At 39.8% G+C, this 21,285-nt stretch carries 22 protein-coding genes; 9 read left to right on the forward strand and 13 right to left on the reverse strand.

Features of this window, described 5'->3' with window-relative positions; all coding sequences use genetic code 11:
- Window positions 1-108: 108 nt before the first annotated feature.
- The 3 genes from G3T18_RS15880 to G3T18_RS15890 all read right to left on the reverse strand — a co-directional run bounded on the left by G3T18_RS15880 (window position 109) and on the right by G3T18_RS15890 (window position 2,698).
- Complete coding sequence (locus tag G3T18_RS15880; RefSeq protein ID WP_224411549.1) at window positions 109-1,383, reverse strand: SUMF1/EgtB/PvdO family nonheme iron enzyme; 1,275 nt, start codon at window positions 1,381-1,383, stop codon at window positions 109-111.
- Window positions 1,358-2,170 carry an ergothioneine biosynthesis protein EgtC gene (gene egtC, locus G3T18_RS15885; RefSeq protein WP_224411550.1) on the reverse strand — a complete coding sequence of 271 codons (813 nt, stop codon included), beginning with the start codon at window positions 2,168-2,170 and terminating at the stop codon, window positions 1,358-1,360. Before egtC ends, G3T18_RS15880 begins: the two co-directional genes overlap by 26 nt.
- A 327-nt stretch (window positions 2,171-2,497) precedes the next feature.
- On the reverse strand, window positions 2,498-2,698 hold the full coding sequence (locus G3T18_RS15890) for a hypothetical protein (protein WP_224411551.1): 201 nt from the start codon (window positions 2,696-2,698) through the stop codon (window positions 2,498-2,500).
- Between the two features lie 38 nt (window positions 2,699-2,736).
- Between G3T18_RS15890 and G3T18_RS15895 the strand changes: the two genes are divergently transcribed.
- From G3T18_RS15895 to G3T18_RS15905, 3 genes are all read left to right on the forward strand, one after another.
- A complete protein-coding gene (locus G3T18_RS15895) occupies window positions 2,737-3,243 on the forward strand; it encodes a Mov34/MPN/PAD-1 family protein (RefSeq protein ID WP_224411552.1) in 507 nt (168 codons plus the stop codon).
- 140 nt (window positions 3,244-3,383) lie between these two features.
- Window positions 3,384-4,556 carry a molybdopterin-synthase adenylyltransferase MoeB gene (gene moeB / locus G3T18_RS15900; RefSeq protein WP_224411553.1) on the forward strand — a complete coding sequence of 391 codons (1,173 nt, stop codon included), beginning with the start codon at window positions 3,384-3,386 and terminating at the stop codon, window positions 4,554-4,556.
- Between the two features lie 164 nt (window positions 4,557-4,720).
- Window positions 4,721-5,230, forward strand: a complete 510-nt coding sequence (locus G3T18_RS15905; RefSeq protein ID WP_224411554.1) for a hypothetical protein — start codon at window positions 4,721-4,723, stop codon at window positions 5,228-5,230.
- Between the two features lie 12 nt (window positions 5,231-5,242).
- Here the strand turns inward: G3T18_RS15905 and G3T18_RS15910 are convergent, their stop codons facing one another.
- Genes G3T18_RS15910 through G3T18_RS15920 form a run of 3 tightly spaced genes read right to left on the reverse strand, consistent with a single transcriptional unit; the run spans window position 5,243 to window position 8,238 of the window.
- Window positions 5,243-7,228 (reverse strand): PAS domain S-box protein, encoded by a 1,986-nt coding sequence (locus tag G3T18_RS15910; protein WP_224411555.1) that lies wholly within the window; start codon window positions 7,226-7,228, stop codon window positions 5,243-5,245.
- Window positions 7,229-7,268: 40 nt separating this feature from the next.
- Complete coding sequence (locus G3T18_RS15915) at window positions 7,269-7,613, reverse strand: slr1659 superfamily regulator (RefSeq protein ID WP_224411556.1); 345 nt, start codon at window positions 7,611-7,613, stop codon at window positions 7,269-7,271.
- Window positions 7,614-7,653: 40 nt separating this feature from the next.
- Window positions 7,654-8,238 carry a slr1658 superfamily regulator gene (locus G3T18_RS15920; RefSeq protein ID WP_224411557.1) on the reverse strand — a complete coding sequence of 195 codons (585 nt, stop codon included), beginning with the start codon at window positions 8,236-8,238 and terminating at the stop codon, window positions 7,654-7,656.
- 354 nt (window positions 8,239-8,592) lie between these two features.
- Between G3T18_RS15920 and G3T18_RS15925 the strand changes: the two genes are divergently transcribed.
- Window positions 8,593-9,348, forward strand: a complete 756-nt coding sequence (locus tag G3T18_RS15925) for a glycerophosphodiester phosphodiesterase (RefSeq protein WP_224411558.1) — start codon at window positions 8,593-8,595, stop codon at window positions 9,346-9,348.
- A gap of 262 nt (window positions 9,349-9,610) precedes the next feature.
- Here G3T18_RS15925 and G3T18_RS15930 read toward each other — a convergent pair whose 3' ends face one another.
- The 7 genes from G3T18_RS15930 to G3T18_RS15960 form a co-directional block, all read right to left on the reverse strand.
- Entirely contained in the window at window positions 9,611-10,411 is an 801-nt protein-coding gene (locus tag G3T18_RS15930; protein ID WP_224411559.1) for a class I SAM-dependent methyltransferase, read from the reverse strand.
- An 89-nt stretch (window positions 10,412-10,500) separates the two neighbouring features.
- Window positions 10,501-11,004, reverse strand: a complete 504-nt coding sequence (locus G3T18_RS15935; protein ID WP_224411571.1) for a MogA/MoaB family molybdenum cofactor biosynthesis protein — start codon at window positions 11,002-11,004, stop codon at window positions 10,501-10,503.
- Window positions 11,005-11,083: 79 nt separating this feature from the next.
- Window positions 11,084-11,419: a photosystem II reaction center protein Psb28 gene (psb28, locus tag G3T18_RS15940; protein ID WP_224411560.1), complete on the reverse strand. Its 336-nt coding sequence runs from the start codon at window positions 11,417-11,419 to the stop codon at window positions 11,084-11,086.
- A gap of 201 nt (window positions 11,420-11,620) precedes the next feature.
- Entirely contained in the window at window positions 11,621-12,046 is a 426-nt protein-coding gene (locus G3T18_RS15945) for a type II toxin-antitoxin system VapC family toxin (protein WP_224411561.1), read from the reverse strand.
- A gap of 2 nt (window positions 12,047-12,048) precedes the next feature.
- Window positions 12,049-12,849 (reverse strand): hypothetical protein, encoded by an 801-nt coding sequence (locus tag G3T18_RS15950; protein ID WP_224411562.1) that lies wholly within the window; start codon window positions 12,847-12,849, stop codon window positions 12,049-12,051.
- A 97-nt stretch (window positions 12,850-12,946) separates the two neighbouring features.
- A complete protein-coding gene (gene dtd, locus G3T18_RS15955; RefSeq protein ID WP_224411563.1) occupies window positions 12,947-13,402 on the reverse strand; it encodes a D-aminoacyl-tRNA deacylase in 456 nt (151 codons plus the stop codon).
- Window positions 13,403-13,635: 233 nt separating this feature from the next.
- Window positions 13,636-14,754, reverse strand: coding sequence for a CobW family GTP-binding protein (locus G3T18_RS15960; protein WP_224411564.1), 1,119 nt, complete (start codon window positions 14,752-14,754; stop codon window positions 13,636-13,638).
- Window positions 14,755-14,930: 176 nt separating this feature from the next.
- Between G3T18_RS15960 and cysS the strand changes: the two genes are divergently transcribed.
- From cysS to G3T18_RS15985, 5 genes are read left to right on the forward strand one after another with little or no spacing between them, the layout of a single operon-like run.
- A complete protein-coding gene (cysS, locus tag G3T18_RS15965; RefSeq protein ID WP_224411572.1) occupies window positions 14,931-16,388 on the forward strand; it encodes a cysteine--tRNA ligase in 1,458 nt (485 codons plus the stop codon).
- Window positions 16,389-16,441: 53 nt separating this feature from the next.
- Window positions 16,442-17,539 (forward strand): AI-2E family transporter, encoded by a 1,098-nt coding sequence (locus G3T18_RS15970; protein ID WP_224411565.1) that lies wholly within the window; start codon window positions 16,442-16,444, stop codon window positions 17,537-17,539.
- Window positions 17,540-17,569: 30 nt separating this feature from the next.
- Window positions 17,570-19,399: a mechanosensitive ion channel family protein gene (locus tag G3T18_RS15975; RefSeq protein ID WP_224411566.1), complete on the forward strand. Its 1,830-nt coding sequence runs from the start codon at window positions 17,570-17,572 to the stop codon at window positions 19,397-19,399.
- Window positions 19,400-19,450: 51 nt separating this feature from the next.
- The gene (locus tag G3T18_RS15980; protein WP_224411567.1) at window positions 19,451-20,239 is read left to right on the forward strand and encodes a hypothetical protein; all 789 of its coding nucleotides are present in this window, start codon (window positions 19,451-19,453) and stop codon (window positions 20,237-20,239) included.
- Window positions 20,240-20,271: 32 nt separating this feature from the next.
- The gene (locus G3T18_RS15985) at window positions 20,272-21,162 is read left to right on the forward strand and encodes a hypothetical protein (protein WP_224411568.1); all 891 of its coding nucleotides are present in this window, start codon (window positions 20,272-20,274) and stop codon (window positions 21,160-21,162) included.
- Window positions 21,163-21,285: the final 123 nt, after the last annotated feature.

Here is a 21,285-nt window from a genome sequence, read left to right on the forward strand (position 1 = left end):
TTAATAAAATGACGCTATAAACTGTTTTAAATGTCGCTCTAACCAAATTTGTCAAAGCGATGGCTACGCCTTTGAGGACGCTGGCGCTACCGCGCCAATCGCCAAATTTTAGTCGGATTTTGCACAGCGAAATCCAGCTAAAATTTGGCGAACATGGGGATGATACCAATTCCGAAAACTATTGCGTAATCCCCAGCGACGCGTCGCCCAACTACCTCCTTTTAATACTCGATGTTCTCCGTCAAAATAAACTTGCGAATAACCTCGATAAGGATAACTTTGAAAACCTTGATATCCATTGAACCACGTCGCAGTCCATTCCCAAACATTGCCTAACAAATCGTAACAGCCTAAGCAACTTTTACCCGCAGGATACTTATTTACTGGCGTTGTTTGTCCCCTAAGATTATTGTGATTAGAAAACTTGGCTGTGGGTTCTTCCTTACCCCAAGGATAAGTAGATTTCTGCTTGGTTATCGGGTTCCAACTCGCAGCTTTTTCCCATTCCGCTTCCGTCGGAAGTCGCTTCCCGACAAAGTTTGCATAAGCTTCTGCTTCATACCAACTAACACCACAAACCGGATGAAGATCCCAAGTAGTTTCTTCAGCCCAATATAAAGGTTGAGCAACAGGATTTGCTTGTAGCCATTTCCAGCCTTTTTCTGACCAAAACTTAGCTTGTTGATAGCCACCAGCTTCAATAAATTGGCGATATTCTCCACAAGTAACAGGATAAGGATCAAGCCAATATTTGTCAAGAGCGACTAAATAGGCAGGACGTTCATTATCTTGAGCATCAATTGCCTCATTTCCCATCAGAAACTCTCCTGCGGGAATGGGGATCATTTCTTCATTAGAAATTGTTTCTTTTTTAGATTCAGGCTCAGTTGCAGGTGGCTTAGTAAAAGAAAAAATAGCTTGACTACCAGCTAAATTAAAACGATGAAGTTGCCAGACAAAACTAATAGTTTCACCATGCTGACATTCATGTTGAATCAACCAACGCCAAAAACGTTCTTGCTTGTCTAGAGGTGCAATTTCTAGATAGTTTAAGACCTGATTGCGGACAATTTCTAGGTAATCTTGGATCGATTCGAGACGGGGGAGATTTTGGCGATCGCGTTTTGGTAAACCATCAGCCGCAAACAATTTTTGGTATTCTGGAAATAAAGCCGGTTTACCAGCAAAACGCTCTAAAATCCAATAAGCTTCGGTAAAAGCAATATGACCTAAATGCCAGCCAATCGGACTAAAATCTGGATGTGCTTGCCGTGTAAATATTTGCTCGTCAAGATTATCAAATAATTCTAAAGTACGACTCCGACATTCCTGCAAAGCTTCGCGAATAGCTACTCTTTTAGAGTTGATTGATTGTAACTTCAAGGTCTTTTTCCACACTAATAATACTGCGTTCGGGAAAACTATTCCAGTTTCCGGCGAACAAAGGTTCTGAAGCAATAATTACCGCACCAGGATAGCTAGGGTCATCTCTCATCCAGTAGAGACTTGGCATCGGTAAAAAGTTAGCATAACGACTAGCAACTAATTTCTTACCATTGCTAATAATAATATTAGCAGCAAACTTAACTTTGGCTATCTTCGTCATTTCAGTAATTTTTATTATCGCTCGTGCCAAAGCATTTTCCAGAGTAATTTCTGGAAATTCTTGTAATTCATTCAGTACTAAGGCAAAAATATGTTCCGAATCAGTGTTACCTTTAATCCATTGATAGGTGTAGTCGTTAAGTAAACTTCTGATGGGTCTGTACAAGGTATAGCGAAAATTGTCAATATGACCATTGTGAATAAATAACAATCGATCAGCAAAATCTTGGTGTAAATTTTCGCTACTAAAAGGCTGGGAATTACTTAAATCTACTGCTAATCCTGGAGTAGCACTACGGACGTAGGCTAAATTACAATGTGAGTTCACATAGCGACTAAGATGAGGTAAATTAAGATCGCTCCAAATTGGTTGGGTACTTTTGTAAATATAGGGATTTGTTTCTTGTTCCAAATGATACCAACCAATACCAAAACCATCCGCATTGAGAATTGCCGATCGCATTTCGCGGGGTTGATAACTTTGTACGATTAAGGAGTGTTCTGGTTTAGACAGAATTTGTTCGAGTTGAATTGGCTTTCCAAGGTAGCCTAGTAAACGGCACATAATTTTTAGGGATTAGTGATTAGGGAATGGGAAATGGGGACTGGGGACACCGGAAGAGGGGGAAGAAGGAGTTATCAGTTATCAGTTATCAGTAGGGACTGAGGACTGGGAAATTGGGGAGAATTGGAAGATAAACTGCTAATTGATCGGTGTTCACTGGTAACTGGTAACTGGTAACTGGTAACTGGTAACTGCTAACTGGTAACTGCTAACTGCTAACTGGTAACTGCTAACTGGTAACTGCTAACTGGTAACTGGTAACTGGTAACTGGTAACTGGTAACTGCTAACTGGTAACTGCTAACTGCTAACTGGTAACTGGTAACTGCTAACTGGTAACTGGTAACTGGTAACTGCTAACTGCTAACTGGTAACTGGTAACTGGTAACTGGTAACTGGTAACTGGTAACTGGTAACTGGTAACTGCTAACTGGTAACTGGTAACTGCTAACTGGTAACTGTTCACTGATAACTGTTCACTGATAACTGGTAACTGATAACTGGTAACTGATAACTGGTAACTGTTCACTGTTCACTGATAACTGTTCACTAGATTAATTAATAATAATGAACCAAAGTAGAATCGAAGTTCACTTAGAACATTTGCAAAAGATACGCACTCACGCGGAAAGAACTTATCCAGAGGAGTGCTGTGGGTTGCTCATTGGTAAGATTAACAAAAATCACAAAATTTTGACCGAAGTGTGGGAAACTGAAAATAGCTGGAACGAAGAAGCGGCGGAGTTATTTGCGGAAGGTGAGGGTGTCGAAAAGCGAGACACAAGTAAACGTCACAATTTCAGTATCGCCCCAGAAGTAATGCTGCAAGCAGAGAAAACAGTGCGCGATCGCCAGCTTAACATTATCGGGATTTATCATTCCCATCCAGATTATCCCGCCGAACCTTCAGAATTCGATCGCGCGATCGCTTGGCAACAATACTCGTATATCATAGTTTCTGTCCCTCAAGGACGAGCAGCAACTTTACAAAGCTGGACGCTTGACGATCGCGATCGCTTTCAACTTGAAGAAATTGTTACAGTTAAATCTACTGCTAACCAAAATGAACCATAAAGGATTAGAATGTTTTTTCTGCCTACATTCAAATTAACCACAGATGGACGGACATGAGGTAAACAGGTACAAATAAACAAATTTTTTAGCTGTTTCCTCAGCTAATTTCCCTGATATCTAAGTTTTAGACTCGAATAGCCATGCTTAATCCTAATTTAGAAGAAATTCAACTAAATAAAGAAGAATACGAACGCTACTCTCGTCATATAATTTTGCCAGAGGTAGGACTAGAAGGACAAAAACGTCTCAAAGCTGCTAGCGTTCTTTGTATCGGTACTGGTGGACTCGGTTCGCCTTTACTTTTATATCTCGCGGCTGCTGGAATTGGACGTATTGGTATTGTTGACTTTGATATTGTCGATAGTTCTAACTTACAGCGTCAAATTATTCACGCTACCTCTTGGGTTGGTAAACCAAAAATTGAGTCCGCGAAACACAGCATTTTAGAAATTAATCCTTTCTGTCAGGTGGATTTGTATAATACCCGACTTTCTTCGGAAAATGCTCTGGAGATAATGAAACCTTACGATGTGGTAGTTGATGGAACCGATAATTTCCCCACTCGCTATCTCACCAATGATGCTTGTGTGATGCTGGGTAAACCGAATGTCTATGGTTCGATTTTCCGCTTTGAAGGACAAGCAACTGTTTTTAACTACGAAGATGGTCCTAACTACCGCGATTTATTCCCTGAACCCCCACCGCCGGGAATGGTTCCTTCTTGTGCTGAAGGTGGTGTTTTAGGGGTTCTCTGTGGGATTATTGGCTCAATTCAAGCTACGGAAACGATTAAAGTAATTTTGGGCGCAGGTGATACTCTCAGCGGTCGCTTGCTGTTGTACAATGCCTTAGATATGAAATTCCGCGAATTGAAGTTGCGACCGAACCCAGAACGCCCGGTTATCGAGAAATTAATTGATTACGAGCAATTCTGTGGTATTCCCCAAGCACGAGCAGAGGAGGCTAAACAGCGCATGGAAATGGCGGAAATAACGGTACAGGAGTTGAAGCAATTGCTAGATGGCAGTGCTAATGACTTTGTTTTGGTGGATGTGAGAAACCCGAATGAATACGAAATTGCCAAAATTCCGGGTGCTATTCTCGTACCTTTACCAGATATCGAGAATGGTGTTGGTATCGACAAAATTAAAGAAATTAGCAATGGTAAGCGTTTAGTTGCTCATTGTAAGATGGGCGGACGTTCGGCGAAAGCTCTCGGCATTCTCAAAGAATTTGGTATTCAGGGAACGAACGTTAAAGGTGGTATTCTCGCTTGGAGCCGAGAAGTTGACTCTAGCGTGCCAGAATATTAAACAATTCGAATTTCGTGGGAGTGGGGGTTTCTTTCAGTAACCAGTTGTCAGTTATCAGTAGAGAGTAGAGATTGGAAACAAGGAAGAGGGGGTTTTCACTGTTCACTGTTCACTGTTTCCAGTCCCCCAGTCCCCAATCCCCAGTAACCTATAATGCTGAGAAAATGGTCAAACAAATCAGGAGTACAATTCGTTTAGGAGCGATCGCGTCTCTACAAGTAGGTTTATTGGCAATGGCAATTCCTAGTAGTCCTACTTTAGCTACCGATTTTAATCAATTTAATGTCTGCGCTCGCGAATTGCGTAGCGTGGGAATTTCTCCAGAAGAATCGTCTGCGGCTTGTGCTGGCGCTCTCAAACCCAAGGATTTATCAATCTGCGTGCTGAGAATTTACGAGCGTACGCCAATCTTAGCGCGAGAGGCTCTCGATACTTGCTTCCGCGTCAGACAGCCTGTAGAATTGTCCTTCTGTGTGGCGGAAATCAGCCAAGAAACGAAAAATCCTAATAATAGTCAAGTTCTCGAAAATTGTCGTCTCAGCTTGATTCCTAAGCGTTTTTCTCAATGTGTTGTTGGTTTAACCAGAGAAATCGATCTTTCTCCAGCAGCAGCGATGGAAAATTGTATCGATGCGGAAGATTTCCCTCGCGAGTTGTTTCCTACCTTTGAATAATTTTTTCTGAGGTTAAAGCAGAAATTGTTCGCAACGCCTGAGATAATTTTTCGCTACGGTGTCGTTAGGGTTTACCTCCAGACAGTTGGCAAATTGCTGTCTGGCTTCCGCCAACTTTCCCTGAAAAAATAACCAAATAGCTTGTTCAAAAACGGTTTTGGTGATTAATTTACATTCTTTAACTGCGGGAGGATCGGCATCAAAAACTTCAAAAACGGCAACGGTTTTTGATTTACCTGAGACTTGGACGCGATCGACGAAGCGCAAATTATATTTTTCTGGTTTAGTTAAACTGGCAAAAGTGTGATGGGAAACTAATACGGATACGCCATATTCTTTGGTCAAATGTTCTAACCGAGAAGCCAAGTTAACTGCATCACCAATTACTGTACTATCGAGGCGAGATTCTCCTCCCACGGTACCTAACATTAGCAAACCCGTATTAATCCCAATTCCAATTTTGAGTGGTGGTCTTTCTGGGCGATCGCGAGTAGTATTATATTGAGCAAGTCTGTGCATCATCGTAATTGCTGCCTTGACAGCATCGTCTGCACTACCGTTAAATAAAGCCATTAAACCATCGCCGATATACTTATCAATAAACCCTCGATTTTCCATAATTGCAGGTTCCATCCGACTCAAATAAGCATTTATAAATTTAAAGTTATCTTCCGGTGTCATTCCTTCAGATAACCTGGTAAAGCCGCGAATGTCAGCGAAGAGAATTGACATTTTCTTTTCTACTTGATCGCCAACTTGAATATCAACAATACTTTGTTTATTTAATAATTGCAGAAATTGAGATGGAACAAAGCGTTCGTTGGCTTTATTAAGTTGCAGCAATTGTTCTGTAAACTCAATTCGTTCTACTTCTGCTTGTTTGCTGGCGGTAATATCGACAACAAAACCTTGATAATAAAGCAATTCGCTATGTTCGTTGTAAACAGAACGAGCATTTTCGCTAATCCAAATAATCGAACCATCTTGACGATAAACTTGTGATTCAAATCCGGATATTTCTCCCTGTTTTCTCATTATTTCGATAAACTGACTTCGGCGCTGGGAATCTACATAAACTTGTTGACTGATGTCGGTAATTGCTAACATTAAATCTTCTGGACTGTCGTAACCGTAAAGTTGAGCTAAAGCTGGATTAACATTCAGATAGCGACCTTCAGGTGTAGTTTGAAAGATACCTTCAAGGGCATTTTCAAAGATACTCCGATATTTATGTTCTGCTTGTTTGATTGCTTTTTCAGCTTGTTTGCGGGCGGTAATATCTTGAAAAACAGCGATCGCATAAATAATTTTACCCGATTCGTCATAAATCGGCGTTCCGCGCACTTCTAGGGGAATAATTCGCTCTTGGTGACGAATTTCTATATCGTCGAGGATCGCACTTTGTCCTTGTAAAGCTAAAATTAAGGCATCGCGATCGCGAGGATAAATTTCCTCACTACCCGCTAGATAAGCTTGGTAAACTTCTCTAAGTTCCTCAAGTTCTTTATCCCAGACGATATCTTTACCAAGAATTCGTTTCGCGGTACGATTAGCATAGTAAGGTTTACCACTACAATCGACTACAAACACCCCCACAGGAATTGCTTCGAGAAATTGAGCTAGGCGGATCTCACTTTGCTCGACTGTATCTTTTAACTTTTCCTCTAATAACTCAGTTAAAGCATCGTTGTGTTCGGCGATCGTTTCTAGCAAAATTTCTAAATCTGCCTTTTCCTGGCTCACCATTGCTAAGACTGACTCTAGTTTGGCTTCTGCTCGTCGCTTTTCTGCTACTTCTGCTTCTAGTTTTTCATTAGCTCGATATAATTCTGCTTGGACGTTATCAGCATGATTGTTAACAGTTTCCAGTAAAATTTCTAAATCTGCTTTATCCTGCTTTAATTTCTCTATTTCTCGGCGCTGATTTTCTATTTGAAATAATAACCATTCTGGGGATGTTTCCTTATTTGGTAACATGGGGTTTTTCTGGGCTTTCATATTGGTAAATATCTTCTCAGTTTTTACCTGAACTAATATTTTAACTCAGCTTTAATTCCAACCCAGGCATTAAACGTTGTAAGTTCTTTAGAGATTTGGCTTGCCAGGGAATAGTTTTTGAGCCTAAAACTACCATTTTGGTATTTTTCTTTTTGCGAATATTAATGACAAATTTGGACAACATACTAATACCAGAACTATTAAGAAATTCCAATTCTTCTAAATTCAAAGTAATGATGTTTGGTTCCATTTCCGCAACTTTTTCTAGTAAGGCAAAAATTGGTGCTGATTCTTCACTACCACTAAGACGAAGGGAACCTTGACACTTCACAGTAGTAGTATCTGAATCGTACCAAATGCGATAATTGTCTGTTTTAATCTCCATTCTTACCTCGATAATCATGTTGTCTAAAGTTAATGTTATCTTATACTGTTAGCTGCACCATTGTTGTCACAGTCGTAACTTCTGATTCTTGATGTACTGTCTCAAATTTCCAGCCTAGCTTGGCACCATAATCATTAATCATTGTCAGATAGCCTAACTTAGAACTACTGCACGCAACATCTTCTGCGTTTTCCTCCAACTGACGTATATATAACTCTTCTGGATCGCCAGTAACTAATTCTTTAATATACAAAATAAAACTTTCTACTTCTTCTTGGGCAATGCTATTGCGGGTTACAAAAATAATGGAATCGCTGTTCATATGCAGTTGAATGCTAATAGTATAAGAAGATTTTTCATCATTAAACTTCATAGCATTTTCTAGCAATTCGTTGGCAATATAGCCCACGGCACCTTTGATTTCTTCTTTTTTATTTATGGCAGCCGTTACTCGTTCATTTCCTGGAAAAAAAGTGGTCATATAATCTGCCATAAAATCGGCGGATAAACCATTATTTCGCCAGCGTTGTTTTAAGGGAACAGAACTTGGAGAAAATCTCATCACTAATGACTCGTCACTAACAGGGAGATTCTCAACAAAATTCCCAAAAACTTGTGTTTTCATTCTCTTCGTAAACTCCTTAATTTCAACTTTTCCGACATAGCGAGCGATCTTGATTTGGCTACATACTACAGTGATTTTGTCATTTACTCTGGGTTAGAGTAATCTATTCTCACCCCACTTCTACTTACTGACTAGCTTGATTTATCTTAACCTAACTCTGTAGTAACAGGTTGGTACGGCGATCGCTACTCGGAGCGAGTAAATTGTCCGCTCTAAGTAGAAATTAGTTGCTTTGATTTTGGTAAAAAAGATGACATAATGATTTTAAAGTTTATTCTCTTCTTTGTTTATTATCTCTCTCGGTTGTAGTAGTGGTAGTTAATCTTGATTAAAACTTGATGATGTAAAAGCAAGATGAAGAAATTGGTTTTAGTCGCTCATCGGGGTTTTTCCGCGATCGCTCCAGAAAATACTCTTGCTGCTTTGTCTGCGGCGATCGCTGCACCGACTCTCTGGTACCCTGGAGGGGTGGGTGCAGTGGAGTTCGATCTGCAATTGTCTGCTGATGGTATACCTGTAATTATTCACGATTCTACTCTCGATCGTACTACTAATGGTCGCGGTCTTGTTCGAGAAAAGTCCCTAGCACAATTGAAGCAATTGTCTGCTGGGAGTTGGTTTAGTAGTCAGTTTGCTGAAGAAAAAATTCCTACTTTTCAAGAAGCTCTCGATTTACTCAAACCTACTAATTTACAAGTTTATGCTGAAGTTAAACAAGGGGATCTCTGGAATACAACTAGTCTAGATAATTTTGTCGCTAAGATTTTGTCTCAAGGGTGGTATAAACGCTGTATTGTTACTTCTTTTAACGATAGTTTTCTCCAACAAGTTGCTATTCGTTCCCCAGATATTACTTTGGGTTTCTATCCTACTACACTGGATGATTATTCGCAAAAGTTACGCCAAGCTACTAGCAGAGGTAATGCTGTTTTGCTCTGTGAATATCATCTTTTACTCGCATATCCTATTTTGATTGAAACTACTTATCAAGAAGATGTCGATTTGGTTGCTTGGACTGTCGATAATCCCACCGATTTACACCAATTAGTTGCTCTGGGTGTGAATCAAATTGTTACTAATTCTTTACTCGATCGCCAGTTATTTTTTTAGTCAATTTTTTCTTGACTTTTTTTCGATTTCGGGATATTATTTTTATAATGGGAATATTGACTAAAAAGTTTTACTGTCAAGATTCCCATTATACTATAAATTAGTAATATCAGAAAAACAGCAAAAATGCAACCCAAAAGAATCTTGAGCCTGAAAGAATTTGTCTTAAAAAACGTTAACTTAAAAGAAGCCAACTATTTGACGAGATCCTACCTCATCTATACCAAAGATAACAAGTAATAGCGATAATAGCAACCGAGGATTATTTAATAGCAACCACAGCCAAATTCCAACACATTCGCTTCATCAAAGGTAACTTTTTCAAAAGGATATCTAACTGTTCTAAACGCTGATATTCCGGTTGCAAGCGTTCTTGTTCGAGAATAATTTTTTTCCAGTAGCGCTCTTGATTGGGGTCAACTCGTTCGAGAAAATAAAAGCGTAAAAAAATCCAGAGACTAGCCAGCCAAAAAGTATCCCAAATTGTTTGAGAAAATAAAGAATTAACGTAATTAACCAAATTAATATTTAGTGGTCGTTCATTTTCAGTACGCACCTCAGTAGCAATGCGTCGATAAACATTAATCGCCGGATTATGTTGTAAAGGGTCCCAAAAACAAACCTTTCCTCCCAATTTAACAACCCGGTGCATTTCTTGAAGCGCTATTTTAGGGTTGGGAAGATGATGTAATAAATTAGCAGCATAAACAATATCAAAAGTATTATCAGGAAAATCTAATTGCATCGCATTAGCAGTACAGCCAGTAATTTGTACCTGATTAGCTGCGGCTAATTGTAAAGCAACTGCGACCATTTTGGGAGAATAGTCAGCCGCAAGACAATTTGCACCTTTTTGAGCAAAGTAAACGCTATTTTCGCCAGCCCCACAACCAAGATCGAGGAGATATTTACCTCGAACATTTCCTAAATGTTGGAGAATAAAACGATTTTCCGGAGCAGTACAAGCTTCAAAATAATCTCGCACGCTCATACCATCAATATTAATAGTATTCGCCCAGCGATCGTGAAATTGACGTTCTTGAGCAAAAATTTCTTCAGACATAATTGAAGTCAATTGTAGTTGGGGTTAAGGAAATTAAAAATTTGCCAGAAAGACTAAATTTTTGACGACGAACCCAATTACGAAGATAACTATTTTTTGCCAAGTTGGGTAACTAGATGAGTGAGTTCGGGTAAGAGTAACTTTTCCAGAGCGAGTTTAACTGCATTTGAGGAACCTGGGAGGGAAAAAATTAATTTGCGACGATAAATACCAGCAGTAGCACGAGATGCGATCGCGCGCGAACCAATTTCCTGATAACTCAGCCAGCGAAAAATCTCACCAAACCCTGGTAAAGTCTTTTCTAATAAAGCTGATAGCGCATCATAAGTAGTATCTCTCGGAGCAATTCCCGTACCACCGCTAAAAATCAAAGCATCCAGATTTTCATTGTCACACAAGCGATTTAACTCAGCTTGGATTTGGGTAGGTTCATCCTTAACGATCGCATAACTTCCCACCTGATGACCTGCGGTAGATAATAACTGTTGAATTAAACGACCACTTTTGTCCGTTGCGGTAGTGCGCGTATCGCTAACAGTAATCACCGCACAGCAAACCGTAATTCCAGGTAAATCCGAGTGAGGAATTGACATTTTAACGCGAAAAATACGAATCAAACGGTCAAAAAGCCAAGTTTGTGAGCGAACCACCCACAAACTGACTTTCAAGCGATTAAGATTTAGTCAAACCCAAACCGTGTTCTTCAGCATAGCGGTTCATGAAGCGGATAAAGCGATTAAACTCATCTTCACTGTTCATGATCAAGATTGCTTCCACAGAGCGAGGTTGACCATTCACATACTTACCCTTGACCTCTCGCGTCATAATCTCACCTTCTTCATCAATGAGATACATTCCTGTAACATCACCAGAATTTTTACTAGTCAGGATTTTAGGGTTATCAAAGATAAAGGTAGCAGTACCACCACCACCGTTTTTAGAGCGAGTTACGCGCACGTCAGGAATAGATTCCTCAACTGTACCTCTAGAAAACTCAATTTGCGCCATAATCTTTAGTCCTTTATTTTCGGTAATTTGTTATCTTCCCATCATCTCACAGAAAAATTACCTATCTCAAGGGACGGAGTGTCAGAGGTGCGAGATCTGGCTCGATTTTGGTGGGGGTTGCGGTAGTGATGCTCTTCTCCGTGGGAGACGCGACGTGAAGAACGATGCTTCACTTGCGCTCTTTGCTTGGTCAATTTAGCATCACCAATCAGCGATCGCGATTACATTGGAAAATGTACCACTAATCGCATTTACCAGTTTTTGGTCAGCCGTCACAAACTGGCAATTTTGCCGTAAACTCAGAACCACGTAAAGAGAATCGTATACACTTCTTTCATGAGTAACAGCAAGCTGATAAGCATCATTGAGTAACGATGCTAAGGGAGTCACTGAGATATTTATTGAGCAAAATCCATCGAGAATTGCAACTGCATCTGTCTCTGATAACCCCTGAAATCTAGACAATTTCCAGACAATATTACCTACTTCTGCATAAATTAACTCTGGTGCAAGTAGTAAGAGGCTACCCGATTGATAAGCATTCAGAATTTTTTGTGCTTCGGATGAATAAGGTTGGGGAATAAACCACTTAATTGCAACGCTGCTATCAACTACAAGCTTATCCACTCTTACCTTGACCTATCTTCTTGTAACAACTCCACACAGTCAGGAAACTCTCCATAAGTTTCGAGTAATCTTGGTCTAAGTTGCTCAATTTTGCTAACCGCCGTTTGACGACTTTGATGCTCTTGTTCTAAAATTTTTTTTTCGTCAATTTCTAAAGATTGGAACATCTGCCTATACAATTCCAGGTGAGGATTATCTTTGCTAAACTTTGATTCAGCAATCTTATTTAGAATTGCATTAACCATTGCTGAAGCTGTATCGCAAGCCCACTTAGCTACATCCTCACTAGCTATTAATAAGGTTATTGATTCAACTGTTGTATCTTGACGCAGAATATTTTTGCTTGTTAGTCTTTTGATGAATTTTCTACCTAAGTAACTAAATGTCCCATCTTCTTCAATTTTCAAGCGATCGTGTGGCTTAAGATGTACTAGACAATCGCGTAATTTGAATAAATCCGCAAAATCTTGATACGGGTTTTTGCCCTTATCAAATTTATCATTTAAGGCTTTGCTAGCTAGCATGAATTTATCTTGCGTGTTTTTTTTACGATCTGCTGATTCTTCAATCGCGTCAATTAACTTATCAAGAAATTTATCTCCACCTCCCGAAGCTTTTTCGAGAATTGCGATCGCGGCAAACTCATTAATAAAAGCTTCAAGTGAAAGAGCCGAAAAGATAACGGAAATTGCTGCCTCATTCTGCCGATGAATTTTAGGTTTTTGTTTTGCCTGATAGTAAGCATCTTTAGCAAGATTGTAAAAATGGTATGAATCGATAATAATTCCTTGGTTTGGTTCCATAATTTTTTTCTAGTTATTACTTCATCTAAGTTCCAAGATACTTTTTCTTAATTATAAACTATTTCTTAGCTAAAGGATAAATCTAAGCAAAAAAGGTCTAACTTTCAGCTTCTCTTTCTAGTAGTAATGTTACTGGTCCGTCGTTCTCAATACTGACTTGCATCATTGCACCAAACTTACCAGTTTCGACTTTTAACCCACTAGCGCGTAACTTGCTCACGAAGCGATCGTAAAGCTTTTCGGCAATATTTGGTGGTGCGGAATTACTAAAAGAAGGACGACGACCTTTACGACAATCACCGTAGAGAGTAAACTGACTAATTACGAGTAATTCGCCGTTAATTTCTTGTACTGATTTATCCCATTTATCGCCATCTTCAGTAGCGGGAAAGAGACGTAAAGCTAAACATTTGCGAACCATCCAATCGAGTTCGGTGTCGGTATCGTTAGACGCGATCGCCACTAACAAATTCAATCCAGGTCCGATTTTCCCGATAATTTCTCCATCGACAGTCACTTGGGAAGATTTAACTCTTTGGATAACTAAGCGCATTATTAGATTTGAAGTTACAAATTTAGAGGAGTTTACTATTTCATCAATTTTAAGACTCAATCTTGTGCTGTCATCCTTCGCGAAGCGAAGGATGACAATTGATTTTACAGTCTGACAATGGATTTGAGAGAATTACAATTGATGTTAGCTGAATGACTGAAGATAACTCTAGGAAAGTATTTTAGGACGCACCGCAGTACGTCCTAAACTCAGAGGAAAACAAAGCAAAATAATTATTTCCCGAAACCCTTACCACGATTAGGGGTAGGGAGAGAGAAACAATTAGCAATTTGTTCGCGTAACTTAGCTTCGTCGAGATTTTGACCGATTAATACCAACTGATTTTTCTTTTCGCGTCCGTTCCACTCATCATCTTCGATGGTGAAACGTTTCCCACTGAGGTGAAAAATATGACGATTGGGACTTTCGTTAAACCAAAGAATACCTTTAGCGCGGAAAACGTTTACTGGTAGCTGGTTGTCGAGGAAATATTGGAATTTCCTAATCGACATTGGTTGATCGTTTTGGATAGAAATCGAGGTAAAGCCATCATTTTCTAAGTGGTGGGAGTGATGATGGTGGTCGTGGTCATGATGATGATGTTCGTGGTCATGATGTTCGTGTTCACAATCGTGGTCATGGTCATGATGATGATGTTCATGGTCATGATGTTCGTGAGTATCTTCCGACTCGAAATATTTATCCGACTCGAACAAACCGACGCTGAGAATTAAAGGTAAAGGAACTTTCGATTGACTGGTACGCATAATTCTCGCACCAGCTTTAATGTCGCGGATTCTGACTTCTAAAGCATCTACATCACCTTCGTCAACTAAATCTACTTTATTGAGCAGAATAATATCACCATAGGCAATTTGGCTATAAGCCGCTTCGCTGTTAAATAAATCGAGACTGAAATTCTCACAATCGACTACAGTAACAATCGAGTCGAGACGAGTCATGTCTCGCAGTTCGGTTCCTAAAAATGTGAGTGCGACTGGTAGGGGGTCAGCCAAACCGGTAGTTTCCACAACCAAGTAATCGATCTTTTCTTGTCGTTCGAGAACTTTGTAAACTGCTTTTACGAGGTCTTCGTTGATGGTGCAACAAATACAACCATTACTCAGTTCCACCATGTCGTCTTCAGTGGTGACAATCAGTTCATTGTCGATCCCGATTTCGCCAAACTCATTGACGAGAACGGCGGTTTTGACTCCTTGTTGGTTACTCAAGATATGGTTAAGGAGTGTAGTTTTGCCACTGCCGAGAAAACCAGTAATAATTGTCACTGGTAAGCCTTGTTTGGGAGCATCCATTGACTCAGTAGGAACAGATATATCTGCCGATCGCATAATTAGTTTCTAATCAACGTCAAAATAAAATGAAGACTGGGAAGATGGGGATGGAGAACGATCGCCGATCGTTAATCCAGTTTCCTAGTGTCACCAGTCTCTCTTTCTCCCATATTATTGCTTATCTAGCGATCTCGCTGTTGCGATCGCGTTATTACTCGAAAAAAATACTGCGTATGACTTTAACTGTTTACAACTCTTTAACTCGTACTCAAGAAGCTTTTGAACCTTTGTTTGATCATAAGGTGCGGATGTATTGCTGCGGGATTACGGTGTACGATTATTGCCATTTGGGTCATGCGCGGACTTGTTTGGTTTGGGATGTGGTGCGTCGTTATCTGCGCTGGCGTGGCTATCAGGTTGAGTATATCCAAAATTTTACTGATATTGATGATAAAATCCTCAATCGCGCCAGAAGTGAAGGTGTACCGATGGAAACTATTTCGGAACGCTTTATCCAAGCTTATTTTGAGGATATGGAACGCTTAAAAGTGGAACCTGCGGATGCTTATCCTCGCGCTACTCATACCCTCGATGGAATTAAGCGTCTGGTACACGAACTCGAAGAAAAAGGTTATGCTTATCCGGCTGGTGGCGATGTTTACTATGCAGTGCGCCAGTTTCCTGACTATGGTAAACTTTCGGGACGCAAGTTAGCAGATTTGCAGGCTGGTGCTAGCGGACGAGTGGATGTGTCAGATCCCGAAGCGGCGAAGAAGAAAGAGGCTTTTGATTTCGCGCTGTGGAAGGCTTCTAAGCCCGGAGAACCGAGTTGGGAGTCGCCTTGGGGTGGTGGTCGTCCGGGTTGGCATATAGAATGTTCGGCTATGGTGCGCGAAAGATTGGGGGAAACTATCGATCTTCATGTGGGTGGTAGTGACTTGATTTTTCCGCACCACGAAAATGAAATTGCTCAGTCGGAAGCGGCTACGGGTAAGCCTTTGGCGAAGTATTGGCTGCACAATGGTATGGTGAAGGTGGGCGGCGAGAAGATGTCAAAGTCGTTGGGCAATTTTGTGACGATTCGCGAATTATTGGCGAAATTTGACCCGATGGCGGTGCGTTTGTTTATTTTGCAAGCTCATTATCGCAAGCCTGTAGATTTTACTGATGAGGCGTTGGAAGCCGCGACGAATGGCTGGAATACTTTAAAAGAAGGGTTGCTTTTTGGTGAACAATATGGTAATAAATTGGGCTGGAAAGAGTTAAATTCGGATACGAGTAAGATTATCGAGGAGTTTAGCACGCGCTTTGCAGCATCGGTTGATGATGATTTCAACTTCGCTGGCGGTTTGGCGGTTTTGTTTGAATTAGCGAAGGAGTTGCGTCGCGAGGGAAATCTGTTAATTCACGAAGGGAAAACTCAAACCAGCCCGGAGCAATTGCAGCGACAATGGGCGACTTTAGTCGAATTGGCAGAAGTCTTAGGATTTACTGCACAATTTGAGGAAAATGTCAAGGAAGCAAACGCAGGTTTAAGCGAAGCCGAAATCGAAGCCTTAATCGAACAACGAAAACAAGCGCGTCAAGCGAAAAACTTTGCCGAAGGCGATCGCATTCGCGATGAACTCAAAGCCCAAGGTATCATCTTAATTGACAAGCCAGGTGGTGTAACCGAATGGCATCGCGGTTAGAGACTTGAGTTAGAAAGTCTCTAGATTAAATAATTCTGACTCAGCTTAAATTTATGTCAATTGAGCGGCGCGTTAATCTTTCTTTCTCAAACCTGTTAACATTTGTTGCTACTGGCTTGATTTTAGTGCTGTTATGGCAGTTACGGAGTTTGATCGTCGTCTTGATGATTTCCGTAGTCTTAGCGGCTACCTTAGCACCTTTTGTCAAAGGTGCAGAAAGGTTAAAAATTCCTCGCTGGTTAGCAGTTATCCTGGTTTACTTGGGCTTAATTTCAATTTTGACAGGAGTAGTCTTGTTGATTGGTCCGACAGTAGTCGAACAAATTCAAAGACTATTTCGGCGGTTGCCAACTTATTTAGATGTTTTGGAAGCCCTAGCAGAAAATATAGCAGTACGCTTTGGCATGACCGAACCCGAAGCGATCGAACAAATTAACCAACTTTTCGATACCCAAGCCGTGACGAGATGGACGTTTCAGGCTTCGCAACAGTTGCTAGTGCGTTCTTACGGAGTCACCAGAGGCATTGTTGGCGGCGTAGTTAGTTTAGTTTTCTCGCTAGTTTTGTCAGGCTATATGCTATCGGGTGCAGAAAGATTAATTTCCGGTTTTTTCAGTTTATTTCCCAAACCGTGGGACGATCGCTTAGCGTCACAGGTAGTACCTGTAAGTCAGCGTATGGGCGGTTATATCCAAGGGCGAGTCTTAGTTTCGGCAATTTTAGGATTAGCGATTAGCGTCAGTTTGAAATTCTTAGGAATTTCCGAATTTGCCCTTGGTTTAGGAGTAATTGCCGGGTTTACCAACCTAATTCCCTTTTTCGGACCCGTACTCGGAGCAATTCCCGCCTTAATTGTAGCGATCGCCCAAGGAGGTTGGACTTTTTTATGGGTGTTACTACTATTCGTAATTATTCAAAATGTGGAAACATATTTACTCGATCCTCTACTCGTAGGTAACACAGTCCGAGTTCATCCTTTATATCAACTTTTAGCAGTTATTGGCGGCGCACAAGTCTTAGGAATTATCGGTGCTTTAATTGTCCCACCTTGGGTTGCAGGTGCTTCGGCTGTCCTAGACAATCTTTATTTAAAACCGAAATTACTCGCGGAAAAATCAGCCAACAGCGAACAGTTATCAGTTAGCAGTTAGCAGTTATCAGTTAGCAGTTAGCAGTTAGCAGTGAACAGTTACCAGTTAGCAGTTAGCAGTTATCAGTTAGCAGTTACCAGTTACCAGTTACCAGTTTATCTCCCTTATCTCCCCCCAATCCCCAATCCCCAGTCCCCAATCCCCAATCCCCAATCTATGAAAAACCGATCGTTTCTTATCGAAGTTATCTCATTTTTGCTAGTGGCGATCGCCTGTTTAGGTTTAACTTCGATAGCGCCAATTTTGGCACAAGATACTCCTACTGCACCAATTACCATTGACGGACGAAGATTATTTGAAGTCAATGAAGCTAAATTCAGCGCTGACAAACGAGCGCGAGAAGCTAACATTATTCTCGAAGAAATCGTTAAAAACTCCCAAACTCCAGCCGTTGTAGAAGTCGATACTAGCCTAAGTTTACCTGTAATTAGAGTCAACAACGAGCACTTACTGACAGTCACTGCCAAAGATACTCCTGATGAGAGAAGTGTAGAACAACAAGCACAAATTTGGCGGCGAGAACTAGAAAAGGCGATCGCTGACGCGCAATACGAACGCACAACCAGATATTTTCTCCAAGCAGGATTAGTATCTTTTGCTTGGATTATAGTGGCGATCGCGCTTTGTTGGGGAGTCGGTTGGTTTTGGGAACGTAAGCTAAAACCTTTGTTAGATCGACTTTTCAGTAACGGTAATTCAGAAGAAGAAACTGTCAGACACCAGACAAATGTAGAAATTGCTGCTCAAATTATTATCGCTATTATCCGCATCATCATCGGAATTTGGAGTTTAATTTATATCAGCGATCTATTTATCCAAACCAGACAACTCAGTCGTCGAGTTGTGAGCTTTTTAAGTAGCAGTTTTGGAGTCGTTGAAAACAGTGTCACTTCCCAACTTATTCCCCTTGGAGATAACGCCTATTCAGTCCTGGATTTATTCATTCTCTTTGGTTTATTTGCCGGATTAATTTATGTTTCGAGAATCGTCAAGCGACTTTTGCGATCGCGCGTCCTCCGCTATACTGGTTTAAACCGCGCCGCCCAAGAAACAATTACCATTATTGCTAACTATGCTTTTATCTTTATTGGCACAATTGTTGTCTTGCAAGTTTGGGGACTAGATTTAAGTTCTCTCACCGTTTTTGCAGGCGTTCTCGGTGTTGGTATTGGTTTAGGATTGCAAGGAGTAGCCAAAGAATTTATTAGCGGTTTGGTACTTATTTTCGATCGTCCTATCCAAGTCGGTGATTTTGTTGAAGTTGGCGATTTAATGGGTACAGTAGAGCGAATTAGCGTCCGCAGTACCGAAATTCGTACCCTCGACCAAGTCTCCATTATTTTGCCTAATTCCCGCTTTTTAGAACAAGAAGTAGTCAACTGGAATCATCATAGTTCAGTATCCCGATTAAAACTTCCTATAGGAGTAGCTTATGGTTCAGATTTAACTACAGTCCGATCTGCCTTAATTGATGCTACCAAAAATCATCCAGATATTATCGAAAACCCTCAACCAAAAGTATTTTTTAGAGGATTTGGCGATAGTTCCCTTGATTTTGATTTATTAGTTTGGATTAAAGAACCACAAAAACAGTTTCAAATCAAAAGCGATCTTTATTTTCGGATTGAAGCAATTTTTCGCAATCGTGGTGTAGAAATTCCCTTTCCCCAACGAGATTTGCACGTTCGTAGTGGTAGCTTACCAGTAGAAGTTTCACCGGAATTAATTGCGTCTTTAACACAACTATCAACCAGTCTTGCGAGCTGGTTTCAACATCAGTCAAATGGGGGAAAATCCCACAGCCAAGATAGTAACAATATTCACTCTTCTAAAAATGATTCCAGTCAAAAAAATAACTGATTTGTCTGAAATAATAATTTTGTCAACTTACTTTATTAAGGACGAAAAACCATGAGAGATAATCGACCCAAGTTGTTGCAACCGATATTGCTTATTCCTGGAAACATAAGGTTATATATAGCTCTAGCTGCACTAATAATTTGGGGTATAGTATTTCAACCACCTGGTTTAGTTTACTTCTTAGTTTTAATTCTTCTTTTCTTGATTTTAACGAGTCTTGCTAACTACGAAAATTATACATCTGTTTTTCTGGATAAGTGTACACCACGTTCAATTCCAGAAAGAAAATTTGAGCGAACTATTTCCCAATTAACTAAAGAAATTACCGAAATCGAAAAATTAGGTTTTCGAGAAATAGATCGTTTTTATCTCAAACGTAATTACGATATTATTATTGTTATCCTGAGAGATCGACAACAATCAATTGATTGGTATTTAATATCTTTTGCGAATAAGATAATTTTTTCTGAATTAACTACAGTATTTGAAAGTGACTTATTTATTTTCACAGTCTCTATTGATGCAGTTCATACCCTAAAACCAAAAAATGTTTACTATCAAGCTTTGCTTAATGCTAATTATGCTACACTTCTTGAAGCTCATCAAGAAGCTTTAACACTTTTTAGACAACGAGGTCATCATCCCAAAGAAATTTCTCCTAACTCAATTAGAAGTCACTTTGTTGAAACCGAAAGAAGGGAAAATCGTTATCTAATGTCAATTCCCTTTTGGGCTATAAAGGTTACTTTTTGGACTCTTTTTAAGACTGGGAAAAAATATCGTCAACCTCTTAGCGACCAATTAGAATTAGAGATAATTAAAATACCAATAAACAAATAACTTTTTTGCTCTCTAATCTATTCATTTGAAAAATGAAAGAAAATCTACCCAAGTTGTTGAAATGGCTATTAAGAATTTCTCCTCAAGTGAGGTTGATTATTTTTATAAGTTTGCTGACGCTTGGGATAATGTGTTTTCTGGTGCTTTTGCAACCGTCTGCAAAACAATTCAATTTACTTAGTTTAATTTACTTTGTAGTCGTAGTTTTTGGTTTTTTCCTATTACTAACTATTGCTAATTACGAAAATTATACATCTGTATTTGCTGAAGATTATACACCACATCCAATTACTGAAAGAAAAGCCAGAAAATTTAAGCGAGGTTTTACTCAGTTAGCTAGCATAATTACTGAAATAGAACAATTAGGTTTTCGTGAAATAGATCGCTTTTCTTTGCAAAAAAGTTACTATTTTATTGTCACGATCCTCAGACATCCAGAAAAAGCAATTGATTGGTATTTAATTTATGTTCCTAGTTTAATTTCTGCTGTTTATCCGCAGAAAATTTTCTCGGAATTATCGACAGTATTTGCAAGTAATTTATTGCTAAAAACGGTTTCTTTTGATGCAGTACATACACCGACGGTTTCTTTCGATGCGATACATACACCGAAACCAAATAATTTTTACTATCAAGCTTTGATGAGTGACAATTATTCTACTTTTGCAAGCTTTCTAGAAACTCATGAAGATGCTGTAGAAATCTTTAGACAATGCGGTCATTTTCCTCAAAAAATTCCGGTAGATTCGCTTAGAGATCGCTTTGTTGAAAGGGAAAGATATCTTAGTAGTTATGTGATGTCGTTTCCTTTTTGGGCGATAAAAATTAATTTTTGGATACTTTTTAAAGCTGGGAAAAAGTATTGTCAAACGATTCGAAATGAGCTAAAATTAGAGATAATTGAAATTCCGGAAAATGAATAAAATATCTAGATACAACTTCTTTTTCATTTAATTTTACGTCATCCTGAGCAAAGCAAAGGATCTGGGGAGATCCTACTCTCCGAGAACGCTTCGCTCAGGATGACATTTTTCCAGATTATCGTC

It is taken from the genome of Oscillatoria salina IIICB1 (genome assembly GCF_020144665.1).
Lineage (GTDB): Bacteria > Cyanobacteriota > Cyanobacteriia > Cyanobacteriales > SIO1D9 > IIICB1.

What these genes read in the sequence shown, in the direction of transcription:
- egtC (WP_224411550.1), bottom strand. Translation starts at nt 2,170, where the DNA reads ATGTGCCGTTTACTAGGCTACCTTGGAAAGCCAATTCAACTCGAACAA.
- G3T18_RS15895 (WP_224411552.1), top strand. Translation starts at nt 2,737, where the DNA reads ATGAACCAAAGTAGAATCGAAGTTCACTTAGAACATTTGCAAAAGATA.
- moeB (WP_224411553.1), top strand. Translation starts at nt 3,384, where the DNA reads ATGCTTAATCCTAATTTAGAAGAAATTCAACTAAATAAAGAAGAATAC.
- G3T18_RS15905 (WP_224411554.1), top strand. Translation starts at nt 4,721, where the DNA reads ATGGTCAAACAAATCAGGAGTACAATTCGTTTAGGAGCGATCGCGTCT.
- G3T18_RS15910 (WP_224411555.1), bottom strand. Translation starts at nt 7,228, where the DNA reads ATGAAAGCCCAGAAAAACCCCATGTTACCAAATAAGGAAACATCCCCA.
- G3T18_RS15915 (WP_224411556.1), bottom strand. Translation starts at nt 7,613, where the DNA reads ATGGAGATTAAAACAGACAATTATCGCATTTGGTACGATTCAGATACT.
- G3T18_RS15920 (WP_224411557.1), bottom strand. Translation starts at nt 8,238, where the DNA reads ATGAAAACACAAGTTTTTGGGAATTTTGTTGAGAATCTCCCTGTTAGT.
- G3T18_RS15925 (WP_224411558.1), top strand. Translation starts at nt 8,593, where the DNA reads ATGAAGAAATTGGTTTTAGTCGCTCATCGGGGTTTTTCCGCGATCGCT.
- G3T18_RS15930 (WP_224411559.1), bottom strand. Translation starts at nt 10,411, where the DNA reads ATGTCTGAAGAAATTTTTGCTCAAGAACGTCAATTTCACGATCGCTGG.
- G3T18_RS15935 (WP_224411571.1), bottom strand. Translation starts at nt 11,004, where the DNA reads ATGTCAATTCCTCACTCGGATTTACCTGGAATTACGGTTTGCTGTGCG.
- psb28 (WP_224411560.1), bottom strand. Translation starts at nt 11,419, where the DNA reads ATGGCGCAAATTGAGTTTTCTAGAGGTACAGTTGAGGAATCTATTCCT.
- G3T18_RS15950 (WP_224411562.1), bottom strand. Translation starts at nt 12,849, where the DNA reads ATGGAACCAAACCAAGGAATTATTATCGATTCATACCATTTTTACAAT.
- dtd (WP_224411563.1), bottom strand. Translation starts at nt 13,402, where the DNA reads ATGCGCTTAGTTATCCAAAGAGTTAAATCTTCCCAAGTGACTGTCGAT.
- G3T18_RS15960 (WP_224411564.1), bottom strand. Translation starts at nt 14,754, where the DNA reads ATGCGATCGGCAGATATATCTGTTCCTACTGAGTCAATGGATGCTCCC.
- cysS (WP_224411572.1), top strand. Translation starts at nt 14,931, where the DNA reads ATGACTTTAACTGTTTACAACTCTTTAACTCGTACTCAAGAAGCTTTT.
- G3T18_RS15970 (WP_224411565.1), top strand. Translation starts at nt 16,442, where the DNA reads ATGTCAATTGAGCGGCGCGTTAATCTTTCTTTCTCAAACCTGTTAACA.
- G3T18_RS15980 (WP_224411567.1), top strand. Translation starts at nt 19,451, where the DNA reads ATGAGAGATAATCGACCCAAGTTGTTGCAACCGATATTGCTTATTCCT.
- G3T18_RS15985 (WP_224411568.1), top strand. Translation starts at nt 20,272, where the DNA reads ATGAAAGAAAATCTACCCAAGTTGTTGAAATGGCTATTAAGAATTTCT.